Raw genomic sequence first — 18,666 nt, 5'->3', positions numbered from 1 at the left:
TGAGTTCGTCTAATTTTACCTCTAACGAAGTCTCTAGTTAAATCATACCGTTACAGAATTGTTCAAATCAATAAAGTACACGTGATTATCAGAGTTTAAAGCGTGACTCATGCGAGCAAGCCAAAATCGACGGTCCGCTTCCATTTGTTGTTCATCGCTTATCATGATCGTGTGAGAGCTCAGCAAAAATTGAAACACATCGCGAGCAAAGCCACTCAATACAGCATCGTGTTGGCCATCAAGTTGACGCCAAACTAAAAGCTGAGTGCAGTTTGATACTTTTAAATGCGCATTGGGCTCATTGCGAACAATCTTTTTTACTTTATAGACGGTTTCTGGGTTATCAGATTCAGCGTCCGAGATTAAACAAATAACTTGGGTTTCCCCTTCACTTGAGTGCGTAATAGTACTCGCAAGAAGTGAATAACCCAACGGCACAACAAAATTACGAATAACAAACTCAATCGGCTTGTTCGCTAGGAATAGCTTGGTTTCTTCCAAGTTCGTGCGAGGCGTGGTGAGTTTCAAATCGAAGTCTGTTGGCATACTCAATTACTCAACTACTCAAATGCCACAAAGACATTTTCAGAAGAACGTCGCCACGTCTGTTCATCAAAATAAAAGTATCTAAGCGCTATATTAACACTCGGCCAACCCATTTGTTTGATTACTTCACTACATCTAATAACAAATCTGAAGTCAAAAATATGATTCGACCATATTTTGATATGGTATATGTTGTTGGAATAAAAAAAGCTTCATCACAGGTCGTGATGAAGCGCTATAGATATACTATAAATCAACGTCAGTTGGTTAGGTGATCCTCGGCTTAATAAGGATCACCTTGATAATAGCAATCGGTGTGCCAATACAAAGAAAAATAAAAATTCTTATAATACAGAATGTTATTTTGATAAAAAAGGCGTTATGTGTCTACTTTATATGCAAAATGCAAATATTTGCATTTTAGGAATATTCTCTATGCGGGCTGACTCGCAATTATCACTCTATTGATTTTATTGCCTATTACTTGTTCGTGCCCAATTGCAGCTTCGCTGCTATGCTCTTCAGTTTCACTATCGACTCGGTTCTTTAAATTAGGTGCTCTACGGCTCTGATTAATCAAAGCATCGATACCACCAGTTTCAACCAACTCTTGATATCGATAGAACGTGTCTCTTGATACACCCATAATCTTACAGGCTTTAGATACATTACCGAGTGCTTCTGCAAAATTGAGACGACCAGCTTTGTGTTTAATAATTGGATTGCTAGTATGAAGCGTGAGAATTACTTCTTTTATCTTTGATTACGGATTAAGCACCTTTAATCAAAGTGGGTAACTCTCTTCATTTCAAATTGAAGTGTCAGATCTAGTTTGAACTAATACCAGTTAAGGGTAACGAGACGAGAACCATGCAGGATGCATTTCTTTATGACTTCGATTCATGATAAGACCAAAAAATTTTCTATTAGAATAACCATTGGCTCCCTTTGCTTGTTGGTGACGCTCCTGACTGCTATTGTGGCTTTGGCTGTTCATTATTACTTTGTTTCCTCTACACTAAAGTCCACTCAGTTGGATAAGTTTTCTGAGCTGGCTTTCGGCATCTCTCATGATATTCAGTCGATTGATAATCGAATGAGCAATACAGCTAATACATTATCAAATATTTTGAGCACACAACCCATCAATACAGATCAGTGGTTACCTATTCTGGTCGCGACGCTAGAAGCCAATCCAATGATTTATAGTGCTTACATTGGTACAAATCGAGATGAGTTTTATCAGCTCATTAATTTAGACTCATCGACAGCCCTTCGCGGCCAGGTCAAAGCCATGCCTACTGATAGGTGGATTGAAATCCGTATTAGCGAAGATAAGAAAACGGGGGTACGAACAAAGACCACACAATTTCTAGATGAGGCACTAAGTGTACGTGACCGTCATACGCAAAGCAGTCGATTTTATCCGTCCCAACGCCCATGGTTTAGGGAGGCTCAGTCAGGGGGGGTGGCTAAAACCGAGCCCTATTTATTTCAACATCTTGCGGTTTCAGGTCAAACCTACTCTGCACTAACTAAAGACAAGTCTGCGGTGGTCGGCGTTGACATACTGTTGCCGACACTCGCGCAGACACTTCGAGATAGAGTGGATACCTCAAGCAGTGAAGCATTTTTATTTCGTCATTCAGGAGAAGTGCTAGCGGATACGCGTGTTAATCAAGAGCGTATCCCACTCCCACAACTGTCCCCACTGCCACTTTCCAAAGCAGAAAAACAAGCCATCAAAGAAGCTCAAGTATTAAAGATTTCTAATCAAAGAAGCTGGGCGCCTATGGATTTTACTGTACTGGGGGAGCCGAAAGGGTATGCGATAGATGTATTGCACATGATAAGTCAACTCACGGGTATCCAGTGGGAGTTTGTCAATGGTTATGATTGGAGTGAATTAGTCCAGAAGTTTTCAGTTGACTCAATAGATGCGCTACATTCTCTACAAAAACACGATGATGGATATGTGCAAGGAGAGTTTAGCCAACCCGTATTCACGCTCCCATTTGGGGTCCTTGTTTTAGATAACAAGGCCAATGTTCGCAGCTTAACGGCCTTTGAAGGAAAGAAGGTCGCTATTCTCGCGGGTTGGTCTATCATTCCCAAACTAAAAAAACGTTACCCTAAAATGCAGTTGGTTGAGGTGTCAGATATTTTTGATGGCCTACAACGGCTAAAATCGGGGGATGTGTCCGCATTTATCGATAGCCGAGAAATCCTGCAGCATGCGGTGCAGCATTACTTCTCTACGGGCGTGACAGTATTAGAAGATGTCGATCCGTTTAACCACAGTTTCACCAGTCAATTCCACATTGTTGTCAACCCAAAACATGCAGCACTCATACCCATCATCAACAAAGCTATTCAATTTATCAACCAACATCATGTAGGCTTATTGCAAGAAAAATGGCTGAAAGACAGTACATCTTCTTTCCAAAACGTAGTGCCTTATGCGATTTTTTATGAGCTTATCAATCACCCTGAAAAACAAGGAAAGTTAGTCTCGACAACCATAAAAGGTACGGAGTCCTATGTTTATGTGCAACCCGTTCATGTCGGATCGCTGAAAGAGTACCTAGCGATTACTCTACCCGCCAAGGCGCTTCAAGAGACCGTGATTCAACAGCTTACGAGTGCCACGCTCATCTCTACACTTTTTATTATTCCCATGCTCTGGGTAGCTTGGCTTGCAGGGGCACCGATAGCCAAATCGATCTGTATTTTGAGGGCTGAAACGGACAAGATAAAGAATCGAGATTACGATAGTGTTCAAACTGTGTTTAGCCGTATAAACGAAATTTCAGATCTGTCGAAAGCGATTGTCCGAACGTCTGAGAAGCTCAAACAGAACGAAAAGCAGCAAGAAGCCCTATTTGATTCCATCGTTCAGTTGATAGCGAAAGCCATTGATGACAAATCGCCGTATACCGCCGGTCATTGTAACCGAGTTCCTATTATTGGCTTAATGTTGGCAGAGGCAGCAGAAGAAGCCCAAGCGGGTCCATTTAAAGACTTTCGATTTGAAGGTGAAAAGGCTAAACGTGAGTTTACCTTAGCGGCGTGGCTACACGACTGTGGTAAGTTGACAGTACCAGAGTACATAGTCGATAAAGGAACGAAGCTCGAAGCAAACTACAATCGAATTCATGAAATTAGAACTCGGTTCGAAGTACTTTGGCGAGATGCAGAGTTAGAATACTTCAAGTATATTGAACAAGGAGAAGATCATAAGCAGGTTAAAGTTTGGTTAGACACCCAGCACCAACGTCTACAAGAAGAATTTGCTTTTATTGCTGCTCTGAATATCGGCGACAAGCCAGTCAATGACATCGATATAGAGAAACTGCAAGGCATTGGCCAGCAGTGCTGGGTATCCCATTTTGATGATAGCCTGGGATTATCGCCCATTGAACAACTGAGAAAGTCCTCTTCAGACACAATGCAAACACTATTAAGAGATGTACCAGAGCATTTAATTCCTAGGCACCATCCTCCTTGTTATGATTTTGGCATCAAAATGCCAGCGCCCGAGTATTTGAGCAATCTAGGAGAAGTTTATAACCTATCGATCGCTCGAGGCACTTTGACGGCTGAAGATAGATATAGAATCAATGAGCATATGATAAGCGGTATCAAAATGCTCGAAAGTTTGCCGTTTCCGGAAGAACTTAAAAATGTACCACGGTTAGCGACGACCCACCATGAAACCTTGGCCGGCACAGGATATCCACGCCAGCTTTCGGCAACCGACTTATCCATACCTGAGCGAATACTTGCGATAGCAGATATATTTGAAGCATTGACTGCGTCGGATAGGCCATACAAGAAAGCATTCCCTCTCAGTAAAGCGTTAAATATCATGCATGACATGGCGGATAGAGAACATATAGATAAAGCCTTGTTTGAGCTGTTTCTGAAAAAGAAATTGCACCTCAAATATGCACAAGAATATCTGAATCCAGACCAATGTGATTGTTGAAATGTGAGATAATAAGGGCATTTCAAGTGAAGGAAGCACTCAAGAGATTAGTTTATGAGGGGATGACAAAGCACACAAAAACAAAGCGATTGTGATTTCGAAATCCTCTTTGATATAGAACGATGCTTTAAGAACTGAACCAAATAGCCGCCGCAAGCGGCTTTTTTTGTGCCTATAGAACTTAAGTGACAGATTCGGGATTCTGTCACTTAGAGTGTTTAATCGCTGTATCAGTCATTACATCAAACGAAACAAAGTCTTTTCCTTGTAGCGCAAATGCGGATAAGGCGCGGTAAAGTACACTAGCTTTTGACAATATGTGCAGCGGTGTGGCATTTGGTTGTGTTGTTCAATACGAGGTTCGTCCGCTACATAATGATAATAATCCTGCTTGCAGTCGCAGAGATATTCGACTCTTTCGACGCCCTTAACTATTCGGCGCACTATGTTTGGATTGTCTTTTCTCAAATTGAATATTTTCTTTTGAATGGGATCGGGAAAGGTTGGCGCTTAAGGAATTCCGATACATAAGCGCCAGCTCGGTTGAGCGGAAAGAGGATAACATGTAATACATATGTATTACACATTAATTCATTTTGTTTATTAGCATTAATAGTTCACTGTCTTGTATATCATCTTTCAGTAAAGTTAGCGCTCTAAAAAGCTTAGCTGCTGAAACCTTTCTTTCTGTTTGTTCTTGTAGCTCTTCAACCCACTCATTGATAGCAGCCTTATCAGTCACAGACATTCTTAATGTTAAAGGCGATACTTGATAAGAAGTTGAAACCTTTTTTCTTACCGTTGTTATAGCGCTCTGCTTTTCTTCTTTAGGTCGGCTAGCTGTGATTGAAGTTGAAGCGCCTTTTCGCTTAAGTTTACTCATGTGTATTACCTATGTATTACATATTATCAACTATATGACGAGCAAGGCTTTTGTAATCATTGTTAATCAGAGAACCTGACTTATAAAAGCGTACTGGTGAGGCGACAGCATTAGCTTGGCCGACATGCTCAGAGCGTCGAATGGTCACTGGTATAACTTTATCTTTTGCTGCTTCTAATTCTTCATCAATAAATTCATTAATCACTGTGTTTCGCGAGTCAACTTCATTTCTTACTATGAGGTAATTAACTTCATCATCTTTTATCTCTTCAATTGCATCTATCAGTGGTGTAATGCCATTTAAAGAGAATGCTCCTGAATCAACAGGAATGAGTATTAAATCGGACGCTTGTATCGCGTTTAGTGTTGTTAATGACAAGTTAGGGGGAGTGTCGAGAAATACATAGTCATAATTATCACCTAATTTAGTGAGCTGCTTTTCTAAAATACGCTCGCGATTTATCTTTGTTAGTGATGTCTCTATGATTCTTGATAGTTGGAAATCAGCAGGGACAAGGTAAAGATTATCAATTTCTTTATCCCCTACCTTTGCTTTTTGAATCAAGTCAGCAATAGATACCATTTTGGGCTTATCAAATAGCGCCGCGATAGTGTCATCAAAATTAAATTGCTGTTGACCTGTGAGCGTCTTAGAACAATTCCCTTGAGGATCTAAATCAATGATTAGCACTTTGTGCTTTCGTGCTAATTCAGAGCCAAGATTTACAGCGGTTGTCGTTTTACCAACGCCGCCTTTTTGGTTCGCGAGTCCTATTATCACTGGTACTTCCCATTGTGTATTACTTATGTAATACACAATAGCAGAGACGTACACATTGTACATATTTAATCGTTGGAAATTTAACGCATTTCAGATTGTGTATTACATATGTTATACACAAAAATTTAATATAGAGTGGCAGCGTGAACATAGCAGCGAAGCTGCAATTGGGCACGTGACAGGTTTATGCGTATAATCCAGCTTCCCATTCACTAAGATGACGCTCTATTAACCTTCACTGCCCATGGCTGCTCGCAGTTCTAGTAACCAACCTTATCAGCCCAGACCGATTCACTTCCTCTTTGAATACAACAAAATCTGGCAACACCTGGTAGAAACCGACCCCAGCCTTCGAGATATCGAAATCTGCGAAGTCACTAAAATGCTCGCCTGCGGTAAACCCGCATTGGGCTCTAAAGAGCTTCATTGTGAAAATGACGACTGTATCCACTTTAAACATATCTGGTTTACTTGCTCTAGCCGCGCCTGCTCTCGATGTGGCAAAAAAACCACGGAAAGCTGGGTAGTTCAACAGGTCGAGCGCCTGCGTCATTGTCCTTGGATGCACATGACTTTCAGTATGCCTGATGTCTTCTGGCCTCTCTTTCTCCATAGAAGAGCACTCCTTGATAAGCTCTGCCAATTGGCCGTCGATAATATGCTTTATGCCGCGAAACAACAGAGGCTGGAGATCGGCATTTTCTGCGCCCTGCATACCTTTGGCAGGCGTCTCACTTGGCATCCACACGAGCATGTCTCTGTCACTTTAAGTGGGATGAATATCTTTGGGGATTGGAAAGATCTCAGCTATTGCCATGAAAAAGTGGAAAAGCGCTGGCGACATGAGCTGTGCGATTTTCTGTTATCAGAATACACCTCCCTTAACATCGAAAACTCAGAGCGCCACTGTCGTGACTTTGATGAGTTTCGACGCTTCGTCAGCACGCAAAGACAGCGCTTCTGGCATGTCCATATCGCCAGAAAGACTCAGCACCCGAAATCCACCATTAACTACCTCGATCGATACCTCAAACGCCCCCACAATTTCTGGGGCAAAGCTGGCCCATTATCGTGGGGAAGCCACGCTCTCTTTTCGTTACCTCGACCATCATACGGGGAAGCATGAAACGGAGCTCGTCACCCAACTTGAGCTGATTAAGCGACTCATCCAACACATCCCAGAGAAAGGGTTTCGCATGATCCGCTATTTTGGTTTTCTGGCCAATCGGGTTGTCGGTGATAAGTTGCCCAAAGTGCGTGAGTCTCTAGGGATGGGAAAACACCAAGAGCCAACACTGCTGCTTCGATATGGTCAGATGATAAAGAGCTTTTTAAAGGTCGACCCGTTGTGTGGTCAGCGAATGCGTCCCACTCGATATGACTTAGGTGTGGGGAGAAAAGCCATAGTGAATGAGGCCTTGAGCAGACGCGCTGAAGCCATGGTTTAGGGAAGATCTATCCGACATTTGGATAATCCACACTACGGATGATAATTCCGTGCTCTGTTACCCATTCTAAAGATAATTGACAACGATTATGAGTGATACAGAGCGTTCCGGTTCATCAGTAAATGATGTCAGAAAGTCTTTGAAATCGCTAAACATCGAGACTTGGCACAATGGAATGGGGGGAGAACAACCCCCATTGTTTTTTGAATAAAATTTAATTTATTTTAATTAATTCAATAATTTAAATGTAATTTCGTTAGTGCGAACTTTAGAAGTTAACCATTCCCTTTTTCAGCAACGTTTGTATCCGATTTTTGGATGAGTCTTCTTTTTTCTGTTTAGCTTTGAGGGAGTTCTCTTCCAACTCAGTTTCCTTGGATTTAATCGATTCAATCACTTTCTCAAGGATAGGTGCTACAAGTTCCTCAGATTCAGAAGAATCTGTCGCAACAATATCGCACGCCGTTTTTAACTCATACAAGTCTTCTAGCTCCATAGATTTCCCTTCTTTCTGAAGCTGTAAGTTTTTCAGTAACAACGCTTCCACATCCTTGTTCGCTTGTTCAATTTCTTCCTCAGTGAAGCAATCAAACCACTTGTAAAGAAAGCGGACGTTTTTCTCTCCGTTCTGGCCATCAATAATTTCATAGCCAAGAGTACCGCTATCACTCATCAAAATTGTAATCCTACCCTTGGATGCCTCACTTTCTGCAATTGCAACCAAGGAAGGAGCGATAACACGGCGCATAAAAGTAGCAGGGGATTTGTATGTTGGCTTTAACAGCTTGCCATCAACACCATATACACCATACAAATACTGCAGTTTCTTAATTGAAATAGGGTACAAGCTACTGCCTGACTTGAATCGAGAGAGTAAGTCTAAGGTTTTCTTAGAATGAGTATCTGACAGCGCCAAGTACTGCATATTATTAATGAGGGCATAACCATTGCTCTTAGCTTTAGCAATGTAGGAATCTCGGAGCTCAGCGTTGGGAACAATCGTTAGGATTTTTTTCTCATACTTAATGCGCGAAAACAGTGGGGCAAAATCGAAATCACCATTTAATTTTTCGAACCCCACAACCGTTTCATTCAATCGCCTCGCTGGAACTTTTAAGATTGAGGAGAGATGCCGAGTATCATCTATACAAAAAAACTCACCCATTTCTTTTGCAGTAAATTCATAGCGGGGTTGCGCAGGCTTACCTTTCTCGACATTGTATCCAACAAACCAATCCTCGGCTCTCATCTTTGTGAATAGGAGAGAGAGGACATCACACATTTTGGGAGTAAGGGCCAAACTTGCAAATACCATATCATGTGATTTTACATGGGTTTCAGTACCTGAAGCGTTTTCTCTAATGATATGGGAATGGTCGGTAGAGGTAAGAGTGACATTGTTCGTTTTTTCTTTGACTGACATTTGGCTTTATCCTGGTTAACACTCCATGGCATTGTCCAAATTCTAAGATAAAGACAAGGAAAACGCCAAAACTTGGTTACTATACGCCAAAGACTAGTCACTATAATAGGTATGAAAAGTGAAAAAGGTCGTTTTGTATACTATATTTATGAATTCTTGACGAAGTTCACTCTTTTCAGCTTTGGAAATTCACCAAATTGTGAGGCGCCAGTATAAAGTCTCTAACGCCAACGCTGAGTCAATACACCAAAAAAAAATCATTCACGCCAAATCTTAGTCACGGCACCAGTAAAAAATCTCTAACACCAATCAAAAGTCAGATCGCCAAAATAAAGTTTCGAACGCCAAATGTTAGTCATAGCGCCAGTAAAATGTTTATCCACGCCAAAAATTAGTCAATACGCCAGTAAAAAACTGTAACGCCAAATTTAAATCAGTACACCAACAAAAAATCACCCACACCAAATCTTAGTCACAACACCAGTAATAAATCTCTAACACCAACCAATAGTTTTCTGCCAAAATATAAAATCAGTGACGCCAGCAAAAAGTTATTCACGCCAAATCATGGTCATTACGCCAATATGAAGTCAAATTTCTCCAAATAAAAACCAATACGCTAAAATAAAATCAAGGACGCCTAAGGAAAGTCATTCACGCTAAAAAAAAGTCAGCACACCAATAGTAAGTTCATAAAAGCCAGAGAGAAATCATAATCACACCAGTAAAAGGTCCTATCAAGCCAACAAAAAGTCTATATGCACCAATATAAAGTGTTAAAACGCCAGAAAGAAGTCAAAATACGCCAATTACAAGTTCATAGATAAATATTATTATCTTTTAATATCAGTGGGTTATATTACAAATTTGTAAGTGTATAGGTTTTATAGGGATCATAGTGATTTAATAGATAATTTATAGATAAGAATATAGTCATTTATAGTTAGCTCTGTGTATAAGTGAATAACTGAATCGCTTCGCTCTTAAGTTATTCACTTATACACAGAAAAAATAAAAAGCTTTCTTTTTTTGAAAAACAAACACTCTGGTTACAGCGTAAATAGTAAAGGAGATCGAACATCTAAAGCTTATGAGGGTGCAATAGAGTTCTCATTTTACGATAAATGAAACGATTATCGATTCATAAAGTTGTTTTCGTTTCATTTTGCTATTATGATTACCACAAGATATCAGTGGAGAGAATATTGTGAACGAGGTAGAGAGGCTTAAGCAGATTGCATTGAATATGCAAAAAGAGCAGTTAAGTAGAAAGGAAATCATCGAGAAACAAACATCCGTGAATGTATCAGATGATCAAGTCGATGGGATTGACCGCCTGATTTACAATCATTGCTTAAATAAGAAAACGCTTAGAGAACATACTCGGTTCGCTCCGGTTACATTTCAAAAACGTGTTCAGGCTGCGTTAGACAATAATGTAATTACAGAGCCTATTTACCAAAACAAACAACACCTTTTCACAAGGCACGATATTCTTTCGTTGTTAGATTATTGGGACTTCCCCACTTATAAAGAGAACTATATACCTAGAGTTATCGCCGTTGAAAACCAAAAAGGTGGAACGGGAAAATCGACAACCACTGCAATACTATCAACAGCTGCAGCGTTAGATTTGGACACTAATGCTCGAGTGTTGTTGATTGACTTAGATCCTCAAGGGACATTAGGTCAAGGAATGATAACTCGCACTTTAGATGACGAGTCAGTGTATCTAACAGCCATTGATTTGGTTCTTGGTAAAACAGAGCAAGAAGGCGATTACCACGACCTTATTGAATCGGGGTACACCGAATCTGAGATAATTAAAAACTCACCATTTAACACGCACTTGCCAAATCTTGATGTATTGCCCGCTTTTGCAACCGACGAAAGATTCCACGATGTGTTTTGGCAGTCTGATGAAGAAACGAAAGATAAGTTAATTGAAAGGCTGTCGAAAGATATTATTCCTCTTTTGCAAGAGTCTTATGATTTGATTTTTATTGACACACCACCACAAGAGTCGCCTTTGATATGGGCGGCGAATGAAGCACTCGACTGTCTTTTGATTCCTATATCACCAAGGGAATACGATTACTCCTCTACAACCAACTACTTATTGACGACTGCATCGCGATTCGAAGGGCTGCCGTCAAAAGGGGATAATTTAGTTTGGAGTCGAGTATTGGTCGTCAACCATGATGAAAAAGTTAAGGCGGAGCGAGATACGATGGATAAGTTATCAAGAACCGTACAAGACAAGCTTCTGTCCTCCCACATTGTTCATTCTGAACTTATGGTTGCAGCAGCAGAGCTGAATCGTACTCCTCTTGATGTTATGAAGTCGGAAAAGCTTTGCTCTTCTAAAAAGTACGATGATGCAATCTCTTCCATCAACTCGGTATACAAGCAAATCATTAGAGAGATCAAATCCGTATCTGTTAAGGAAGAGAATTAAAAATGAATAGTAAATACAGCAGAAGCACCGAAAAAGAAGCGTTCTTAGGTAAAGCGAGCAAAGGGCAGTTGCAGCAAGGTAACAAGCTTCAGGCTCACACTAAACGAGAGGTGAAAGAATATAAGCTGGAGAGCGGGGTATATAAAGCACAGCGGCATGTTCTTTTTCACGATGAAATCGAAACCAAAACCCGCTCTCATTTTTTGAACCCTCGTAATCAGGAAGCCTTAAATTATGATGCTGCAAGCGCAATCATAGAGTCTATTAGAGAAAAAGGCATAGATACTGATTGTCTGGGAATTTGGTCGAGTGACAATACGACAATCTTAGTCATAGAGGGAAGCTTGAGACGTTATTGCGCTATAGAAACCAAGCAATCGTACCCGATCTGGGTGCTACCATCAGATAGCGCAACAAATAATGATATTCGATCACTGATTAAGGATGCACACTCTTTAAAGCCTCACTCTCTTAGAGAGCGAGGCAAAGCTATGATGGATGAAGCCTTAGAGCATGGCGTTGACCCTGAGACGCTAACTGTAAATGAGTTAGCTGCGTTGTTGAAAATCGGACGGGAAACCGTCAGAAAAGCGATGCAGGCGTTGAATATCGACGAAGAGCTGCTTCAAATTTTTCCAGACTATGAAGGTATTCCAAACAGTTTTTATGCCAAACTTTCCAGAGTAGAGAAAAACCTTAAAAAGTTCGGAACAAGCGTTTCATCGTTTAAAGACGCTATTTTATTGGACAAAGATATCTCTTCTTCAAGTCAATTAGAAAAAAACGAGCGCCAAGAGATGGTATTGAGCGTCATAGAGCGCCAAGAGTTGGCACTAAAAGGTGCGGGCTCAGCCAAATCTGAAACTCTCGTTGACATTGTGCAGTTTTCTTCAAAAGATAAACATGCTAGAAAGCGCGTCAGTGCTAACGGTAAGAGTGTTAAGTTCGAATTCTCTCGTATGGATAAAGCGCTGATTGAAGAAGTGGAATCACTAATAAAGAATTATTGCTCATAACTTTTAAAAATAGCTTTTTGAGCGTTAAAGTTCGCGCAAGAAATTTTGTCTTTAAGGTATTGAAAGTTAAAACTTAATACCACTTAACTGAGCGAAAACAACCGGGGTTGTTCGCCCCAAACAATGTCCAACGATCTTTGTGAAATGTTCTCGCAGAAAAACTAATTTGTTTAATTCTGTTTTTAGAGTCCTCCCGTATGAATAGTGTTGATAGACATCAAGCACATAAAATCTTTTGCCACTTCGTTCTTTACACAGCAGCAGGCATAAGCATGTATCTTACAGTCAGCTTTATGTATTCTCTGGGTAAAGGTACCGGATTAGCGATAACTTTTGCAGTACTTGGTTTGTTGTTTGATTTAGTAAAAAATTACTCTCCGATGCTAATATTAAGCCTGTTGGATAAGAACAAGGCGACGGCAATCCTGTTAAGTGCAATAAGTCTTTCGTTAATTTTTCTGAGCACAATGGCCTCGATTTTTTCGCTTCAAAACGGAATCGATTCTGTCCTGTCACAGAGTCGAGCTTCTCATGCGGTAAATGAAAGAATCGCGTTGTTACGAAATGAACTTTCAGATCTAGAAACGTTAAAGTCCCGCCAGTTACAGGTCGATCATGTGACTCAAGCTAGTATCACGTCTCATCGGTTATCAGAAAAAAGAGCAGAACTAGACAAAGCGATAGACAGTTCAGTGAATATAAAGGGTGACAGTTTATTAGCCTCATACTCAACACCAACAGTGTTGACCATATCTATTGCCCTAGAAATACTGTCTATCGCAATGACGCTTTGCTTGCATCATCTCAACAGTATAGTTCGAGTAAGTTTTTCGATAGAAGAAACGCCAAATCTCAGTCAATTTATGCCTGACGAGGCTATTTTGGCGGCTTCTGGACCTTTGATAGGGGAGAAGGGAGTGAAACCGAAAACAAAGACAAAGACTAAGGAAGACTACTCTGTTCTGGTTAACCCTAAAGTTGTAGAAGAAATGGAGCGGGCACTGGTGCAGCGTAAATGTTTACCTACACATCGGTCAATGTATAACTACTTCCGAAATACGATTAGGCAAAAAGAGGTCAAAGTCTATTTAATGGAGTTAGCAGCCAGAAATATAATTAGGCCGACCGGAAAAGGAGTTTACCAATTGGTCGCGTAAAACCGTGCCAGATTTCGGTGTGTTTTAACCGATAGATGAGGGCTCTTAATAGGTATTGAACAGCGTGCTCTAATTGTAGTGGCTCAAGAATAAAACCGCTTGATGTTTAGCAATTTCAAAGTCTCTATGACTGGATTTAGTCGCGATCTGGTTGCTTTATCTACCGAGTGATATTAGTTTATCCATCTGTCAAGATAATGAAAGGCATCAGCCAGGTCTCGATGCTTGGCAATTTATAAAGCGCCACTAAAACTCATCACATACTTTCTTTGTATCCGCTCATTACTCAGTAGGTTATGAGCAGATACGAATAAAAATTATATACTTTGTGTTGCACTTATAAATCAATTACCATTAAGTGGTTTTTATTAAAAGACGTATGGGGCTCGCATGAACTTTAATCAATCATTTTCTTACCGGGCGGGTGATTTGCCTGCGTTTTCTGAGCTGATGAAGCAGCTCCAGTTGGATGCTGCTTTTGATGGCGAAGCAACGTTAATCGGTCTGACCCACTGCTTAAATCGCCTCACCGTTTAGGTGAAGCCGTCTCAACGGCATTACTAGTGGCCTCTTCTGCCGCCAGTGTGATTTGGAAACATCGCTCAGGTCGCGCAAATGACCTAACAATTGATATTCGCGACGCCATTCACTTCTTACACCCAGTCCATTTTGTTTGGCAGAATGGTTACAATATGGATTTAGGAGCCGACAAAGTTCAGCTAAATAATCTTTTTAAATGCAGAGATGGTAAGCATGTTTGGCTTCAATGTGGCCCTCCTTATGTAAAACTTCAAGATGGGTATTTGAATTTTTTTAATTGTGGTAACACGAAAGAAGCCGCGCAAGAAAAAATCATTCAGTTTGAGTCTAACGAATTAGAAGAAAAGATGGCGGAACTTGGATTGCCTTGTGCAGTGATCCGTAGCCGTGATGAGTGGAGAAAGCATCCCCAGGGTCAGGCTATTGCTCAAACGCCAGTGATCGAAATTGAAAAATTAGCAAGTGGAAAACCCGCTGGTTTATCCTCCTTTTCTAGTATGCCTTTATCTGGCGTAAATCTTTTGGATATGACACATGTACTGGCTGGCCCTCGCTCAACAATGGGCTTAGCGGAGTTTGGTGCTAACGTTTTGCATATTGCTCCACCACACCATCTTGATCCAAAGACTGTGAACCTAGGGGTTAACCATGGTAAGCGTTCTACCTTTTTGGATTTTCGTGACTCAAAAGACCGTGATGTGCTGTTGAACTTGGCTAAACAAGCAGATGTCGTGGCAGATTCTTATCGCCCGTCTGTGATGAAAGGCTTTCAGCTCTCGCCAGAACACTTATTAGGGGTTAATCCTAATGGCGCGGTATTTATGTCAGCCAATTGTTATGGTCATACAGGGCCGTGGGCGCAACGCCCAGGATTTGACCAAGTGGCTCAAATGGTAACTGGTTTTGCGGTAACCGAGGGCTCTTTAGAGCACCCTAAGCCGTCACCCGTTTACTACATTAATGATTTATTAACGGCTTACTTTGCCACTGCAGGTATGCTGATTGCTTTATACCGACGGGCTACTGAAGGTGGGAGTTACCATGTGAAAGTCTCTCTAGCTAAATCGTGCATGTGGGCACAAGATTTAGGTTTAGTGACAGGTTTTGAAGGTTGTCCTGAAAAAGACATTTATCCACAACGTTTAAGCTTTGATCCTAGTGACTACACCTATATGCCAAACCTAGTTCGTGAGCATTCATCTTTTGGTGAGATTGTGCGCTTAGCTTCAGCAGTTCGCTATACCAGTATGCCAAGTTATGAGCTGTCGCCGGTTATACCTTATGGAGCGAGTAAGGCGTCGTTCGATTAGCCGAAAACCATGATAAGCGAAATAGATAACTGTTAAGCACTTCCTCACAATAGGGAAGGGTTGTGTGCACATTTTAGCGGAAAGTTCAAAGTGACGCTCTAGCCCTTACGTGGCATGGGTTAGAGCGAAGGGTGGAAGGTGATTCAATGAGAAAGTCCCTTGCTTGCGTAACCAACTGAAAGTCTTGTGCATGTGGTGAGACGACTGCCTTTTCAACCGTAAGCGCATCATAAACCCCACATTCTAAGTCTCTCTTTTTCGCCTTAAGATCATGTCTTTGCAATCCAGGAGACATGATGATGCCGAAAAGACGCACTGACCAAGAATGGCAAGGGTTATTTGAGCAGTACCAAATGAGCCGCCTGACGCAACGAGCCTTTTGTAAGAAACATGGGCTCAGCTTATCCACTTTCTATTCTAAGCAACAACGCTTGCAGCAAAGCAGTCACTTTGTGAAAGCACAAGTCATCGAGAAAACGACTCACTTCCAAGCTGCTCAACTTCCCATTCCGAACATGACGCTGTCGTTTAACGATATTGAGCTTAGCATCCCCCAAGGAACACCCGCTGCCTATATTGCAGAGTTGATTGGAGCCTTGTCATGAAAAGGATGCTCAGTGCTCCAGATATTTACTTGTATCGGCAAGCCGTTGATTTTCGCAAATCCATCAATGGCCTTGCCGCTATTATCGAATCTAACACCGATTTACCCCTCGGGTCCGGTGCGCTGTTCCTATTTACCAACAAACACCGCGATAAAGTCAAAGTCTTGTACTGGGATGAAACGGGCTTTGCACTCTGGTACAAACGTCTTGAGAAAGCCAAGTTTAAATGGCCGTCACAAGAGACGAAATCCGTCTTTACCCTCACTCAATATGAGCTCGACAGACTGCTCTCTGGGTTCACGATAATCGGCCATAAACCCGTTAAAATAAACAACTTTACAATGAGTTAAGCGAGAATAAAGCCTGATATACCAAGCGTTAGAGAAGGGATTTGAGTATAATAAAGCTCATGAAAATGACGCCTGATATTAACCCAAACAGTCAATACATTGCCGAACTTCAAGCGATGGTAAAAACGTTGATGTCAGAAAGAAAAAAGTGGCAACAAGAGCGCCAATCGTTGATTGAACAGTTTAAGCTTGCTCTTGACCGCCAGTTCGCTAAACGTTCAGAGACGTTAACCCCTTATGATGATGTGCAAGGTGATCTCTTCAACGAAGCGGAATGCGAAGTGGCAAAAGGCGAAGAGGTTATCACCTCCGTCACGACCAAGAGAAAGCGCGGTAAACGCAAACCCCTTCCTAAAGATTTACCCCGCGAACGCATCGTACTCGACCTTGATGGCGCTGAAAAGCAATGCGCTTGCTGCCAGCATGCACTGCATAAAATAGGGGAAGACTGTATCGAGAAACTTGAGTTCACGCCAGCGGTTCTCAAAGTGTTGGAATACGTACGCCCAAAGTATGCCTGTCGTCAGTGCGAAAAAGCTCAAGACAACAGCCATATCGTTCAAAAGCCTGCACCGCAGAGCATCATCCCTAAAAGCTTCGCGACAGAAAGCTTGCTTGCCAATATCATCTCGATTCCTGATGTAGATGGAACACCGGCTATCTGTCAGCTTGTTCGTTATTTCATGACAGATATTAATGTGAAATGGGCTTATACAGGACCAGCCGCTTTAGAATTGCATGCTCATGCAATGGCCCCGGTCAATCAGCTTCCTGTCAGACATGTGCATTCTGCGTGTCATTTTATTGCGGACCTCACACTACCTTATGGTGAAGTCATGATTGATTATCTAAAAGATGGTCCGTCAGAGCACTTTTAGCGATTTAACGGGCTCCGTTGCATGAACCACACTGAATAGAAATATCAGCAGTTGGAGCCCCTATGTCAGATTTCAAAGGTTGTAACTTTACCGGCGATATCATTCTTTGGGCCGTTAGTTGGTACTGCAAATACGGTATCAGCTATCAAGAATTGGCTGAAATGCTGTTAGAAAGAGGCGCCATCGTCAATCACACCACCCTTTATCATTGTGTAACGGTCAAGTAAAGTTGGAGACTCCTTTAGGCACTTTTCCTTGGTTTTATTTACACTCTATTGGTGAGATATTTCCTAATTTATACTGTCGTCGTTTTTGGTTATAAAATGACTCGAGAATGAAATAATACTCCATAAGTTGGTTGCCGTTTATTTACCTCTAGTCGCAAGGCTCCTGTTGTTAGTTCGCCATTTGCTCTCTCCTTTTCTCATTAATTTTTTCTGTACAGATGACTTTCGAGTGTACTCATCCCATTTACCATTGGAAAAGCATATCGTTGGTAAAAGGTACTTCCAGAAAGTTGAGCATACAAACCTAATGCTAAAGACTCGCTTGAAACGATTGGTTCGAAAAATAACAGGCTTTTCAAAATCCGAGTCGGTGCATGACAAAGTGATCGGAACATTTATTGAACGAGAATTTTATAAGTAGTTCAACGGGGGGGGATCACTACCGATTAGTAGTAAAGTAGATATGAAATTAACAAAAAGTGCCTAATGAAGTCTCCAAGTTTACTTGACCGTTACAATTACAATGTAGATCTCTATAACATATTTAGAAGTTGTTTTTCTTTAAAATCATATAATTAGGGTTTTTTCTTCAAGGATGAAACCATGTCCCACACAACGGAATGTCAAAGACAGCTTGACAGTCTCGGCTCTCAATGCACCAAGACAGACAGCATTATTGATGAGAGGGCTCGATATCATTCGCCTCATCTTTTCGGTGAGTGGTTGATAGATCAAGCTCCGAATCTTTGCCGCAGGGGGTATACACAACGCCCACCGGAAGTAAACAAGCCGCAATGCACGGTCACCATTGTGCCCCGGGATGCGCATTCCTTGTATTTAGCCGACGCTCCATATAAACCTCCACCAAGGTGTGGGCCCTCCCTCTCCACCAAAACGACGTCGCGCCCCGTGTCGTCGGGTATCACACGAACAGCATGTAGCGTTTAGCATTTACGGTATTTAGAGGATCTTGATTATGCCAGCCACCGATGATATCCCCGCCATTGATGAGTTTCCCTTGCATCCGGCTCAATATAACGTATGGGTCGATCAACA

16 protein-coding genes and 4 pseudogenes are annotated in these 18,666 nt (G+C 41.5%); 14 read left to right on the top strand and 6 right to left on the bottom strand.

Annotation, left to right across the window (positions count from 1 at the left end; all coding sequences use genetic code 11):
- Positions 1-42 precede the first annotated feature (42 nt).
- Together ACM2FC_RS22800 and ACM2FC_RS22795 are read right to left on the bottom strand one after the other, a co-directional pair.
- Positions 43-546, bottom strand: coding sequence for a hypothetical protein (locus ACM2FC_RS22800; RefSeq protein WP_498483339.1), 504 nt, complete (start codon positions 544-546; stop codon positions 43-45).
- A 516-nt stretch (positions 547-1,062) separates the two neighbouring features.
- Positions 1,063-1,291: pseudogene (locus ACM2FC_RS22795) on the bottom strand (helix-turn-helix domain-containing protein); the annotation flags it as partial.
- Positions 1,292-1,435: 144 nt separating this feature from the next.
- Between ACM2FC_RS22795 and ACM2FC_RS22790 the strand changes: the two are divergent.
- The gene (locus ACM2FC_RS22790) at positions 1,436-4,534 is read left to right on the top strand and encodes an HD domain-containing phosphohydrolase (RefSeq protein ID WP_498483338.1); all 3,099 of its coding nucleotides are present in this window, start codon (positions 1,436-1,438) and stop codon (positions 4,532-4,534) included.
- A gap of 586 nt (positions 4,535-5,120) precedes the next feature.
- Here the strand turns inward: ACM2FC_RS22790 and ACM2FC_RS22785 are convergent.
- Both ACM2FC_RS22785 and ACM2FC_RS22780 read right to left on the bottom strand, forming a co-directional pair.
- Complete coding sequence (locus ACM2FC_RS22785) at positions 5,121-5,417, bottom strand: hypothetical protein (protein ID WP_498483337.1); 297 nt, start codon at positions 5,415-5,417, stop codon at positions 5,121-5,123.
- A gap of 16 nt (positions 5,418-5,433) precedes the next feature.
- Positions 5,434-6,198 carry a ParA family protein gene (locus tag ACM2FC_RS22780; RefSeq protein WP_498483336.1) on the bottom strand — a complete coding sequence of 255 codons (765 nt, stop codon included), beginning with the start codon at positions 6,196-6,198 and terminating at the stop codon, positions 5,434-5,436.
- 244 nt (positions 6,199-6,442) lie between these two features.
- Between ACM2FC_RS22780 and ACM2FC_RS22775 the strand changes: the two genes are divergently transcribed.
- Together ACM2FC_RS22775 and ACM2FC_RS22770 are read left to right on the top strand one after the other, a co-directional pair.
- Positions 6,443-7,324: an IS91 family transposase gene (locus tag ACM2FC_RS22775; RefSeq protein ID WP_498483335.1), complete on the top strand. Its 882-nt coding sequence runs from the start codon at positions 6,443-6,445 to the stop codon at positions 7,322-7,324.
- A complete protein-coding gene (locus ACM2FC_RS22770; protein WP_498483341.1) occupies positions 7,218-7,646 on the top strand; it encodes a transposase in 429 nt (142 codons plus the stop codon). Before ACM2FC_RS22775 ends, ACM2FC_RS22770 begins: the two co-directional genes overlap by 107 nt.
- Positions 7,647-7,914: 268 nt before the next feature.
- On the opposite strand, the gene ACM2FC_RS22765 is transcribed toward ACM2FC_RS22770, so the two are convergent.
- Positions 7,915-9,069: a replication initiation protein gene (locus tag ACM2FC_RS22765; RefSeq protein WP_498483334.1), complete on the bottom strand. Its 1,155-nt coding sequence runs from the start codon at positions 9,067-9,069 to the stop codon at positions 7,915-7,917.
- 1,207 nt (positions 9,070-10,276) lie between these two features.
- Here ACM2FC_RS22765 and ACM2FC_RS22760 point away from each other — a divergent pair.
- The 5 genes from ACM2FC_RS22760 (at position 10,277) to ACM2FC_RS22740 (ending at position 15,550) form a co-directional block, all read left to right on the top strand.
- A complete protein-coding gene (locus ACM2FC_RS22760) occupies positions 10,277-11,527 on the top strand; it encodes a ParA family protein (protein ID WP_498483333.1) in 1,251 nt (416 codons plus the stop codon).
- 2 nt (positions 11,528-11,529) lie between these two features.
- Complete coding sequence (locus ACM2FC_RS22755) at positions 11,530-12,543, top strand: ParB family protein (protein ID WP_498483332.1); 1,014 nt, start codon at positions 11,530-11,532, stop codon at positions 12,541-12,543.
- Positions 12,544-12,740: 197 nt separating this feature from the next.
- The gene (locus ACM2FC_RS22750; protein WP_498483331.1) at positions 12,741-13,700 is read left to right on the top strand and encodes a hypothetical protein; all 960 of its coding nucleotides are present in this window, start codon (positions 12,741-12,743) and stop codon (positions 13,698-13,700) included.
- A gap of 390 nt (positions 13,701-14,090) precedes the next feature.
- Positions 14,091-14,237, top strand: a complete 147-nt coding sequence (locus tag ACM2FC_RS22745; protein WP_498483330.1) for a hypothetical protein — start codon at positions 14,091-14,093, stop codon at positions 14,235-14,237.
- A 26-nt stretch (positions 14,238-14,263) separates the two neighbouring features.
- On the top strand, positions 14,264-15,550 hold the full coding sequence (locus ACM2FC_RS22740; RefSeq protein ID WP_498483329.1) for a CoA transferase: 1,287 nt from the start codon (positions 14,264-14,266) through the stop codon (positions 15,548-15,550).
- 85 nt (positions 15,551-15,635) lie between these two features.
- Here the strand turns inward: ACM2FC_RS22740 and ACM2FC_RS22735 are convergent, their stop codons facing one another.
- Entirely contained in the window at positions 15,636-15,845 is a 210-nt protein-coding gene (locus ACM2FC_RS22735; protein ID WP_498483328.1) for a hypothetical protein, read from the bottom strand.
- 4 nt (positions 15,846-15,849) lie between these two features.
- On the opposite strand from ACM2FC_RS22735, the gene tnpA reads away from it, so the two are divergent.
- From tnpA to ACM2FC_RS22705, 6 genes and pseudogenes are all read left to right on the top strand, one after another.
- Positions 15,850-16,155, top strand: a complete 306-nt coding sequence (tnpA, locus tag ACM2FC_RS22730) for an IS66 family insertion sequence element accessory protein TnpA (protein ID WP_498483327.1) — start codon at positions 15,850-15,852, stop codon at positions 16,153-16,155.
- A complete protein-coding gene (tnpB, locus tag ACM2FC_RS22725; protein WP_498483326.1) occupies positions 16,152-16,505 on the top strand; it encodes an IS66 family insertion sequence element accessory protein TnpB in 354 nt (117 codons plus the stop codon). The genes tnpA and tnpB overlap by 4 nt, the downstream gene beginning before the upstream one ends.
- 59 nt (positions 16,506-16,564) lie before the next feature.
- Positions 16,565-17,134 (top strand): annotated as a pseudogene (locus ACM2FC_RS22720) (transposase domain-containing protein); the annotation flags it as partial.
- Positions 17,117-17,383: an acetoacetate decarboxylase family protein gene (locus ACM2FC_RS22715; protein ID WP_498483340.1), complete on the top strand. Its 267-nt coding sequence runs from the start codon at positions 17,117-17,119 to the stop codon at positions 17,381-17,383. The pseudogene ACM2FC_RS22720 and the gene ACM2FC_RS22715, both read left to right, overlap by 18 nt.
- A gap of 62 nt (positions 17,384-17,445) precedes the next feature.
- Positions 17,446-17,598 (top strand): annotated as a pseudogene (locus tag ACM2FC_RS22710) (IS6 family transposase); the annotation flags it as partial.
- Between the two features lie 193 nt (positions 17,599-17,791).
- Positions 17,792-18,031, top strand: a pseudogene (locus ACM2FC_RS22705) (IS1 family transposase); the annotation flags it as partial.
- Positions 18,032-18,666 lie beyond the last annotated feature (635 nt).

It is taken from the genome of Vibrio sp. A37, from assembly GCF_059777565.1.
The sequence above is the reverse complement of the archived record's forward strand: the minus strand, read 5'-3'. Positions and strand labels throughout refer to the sequence as shown.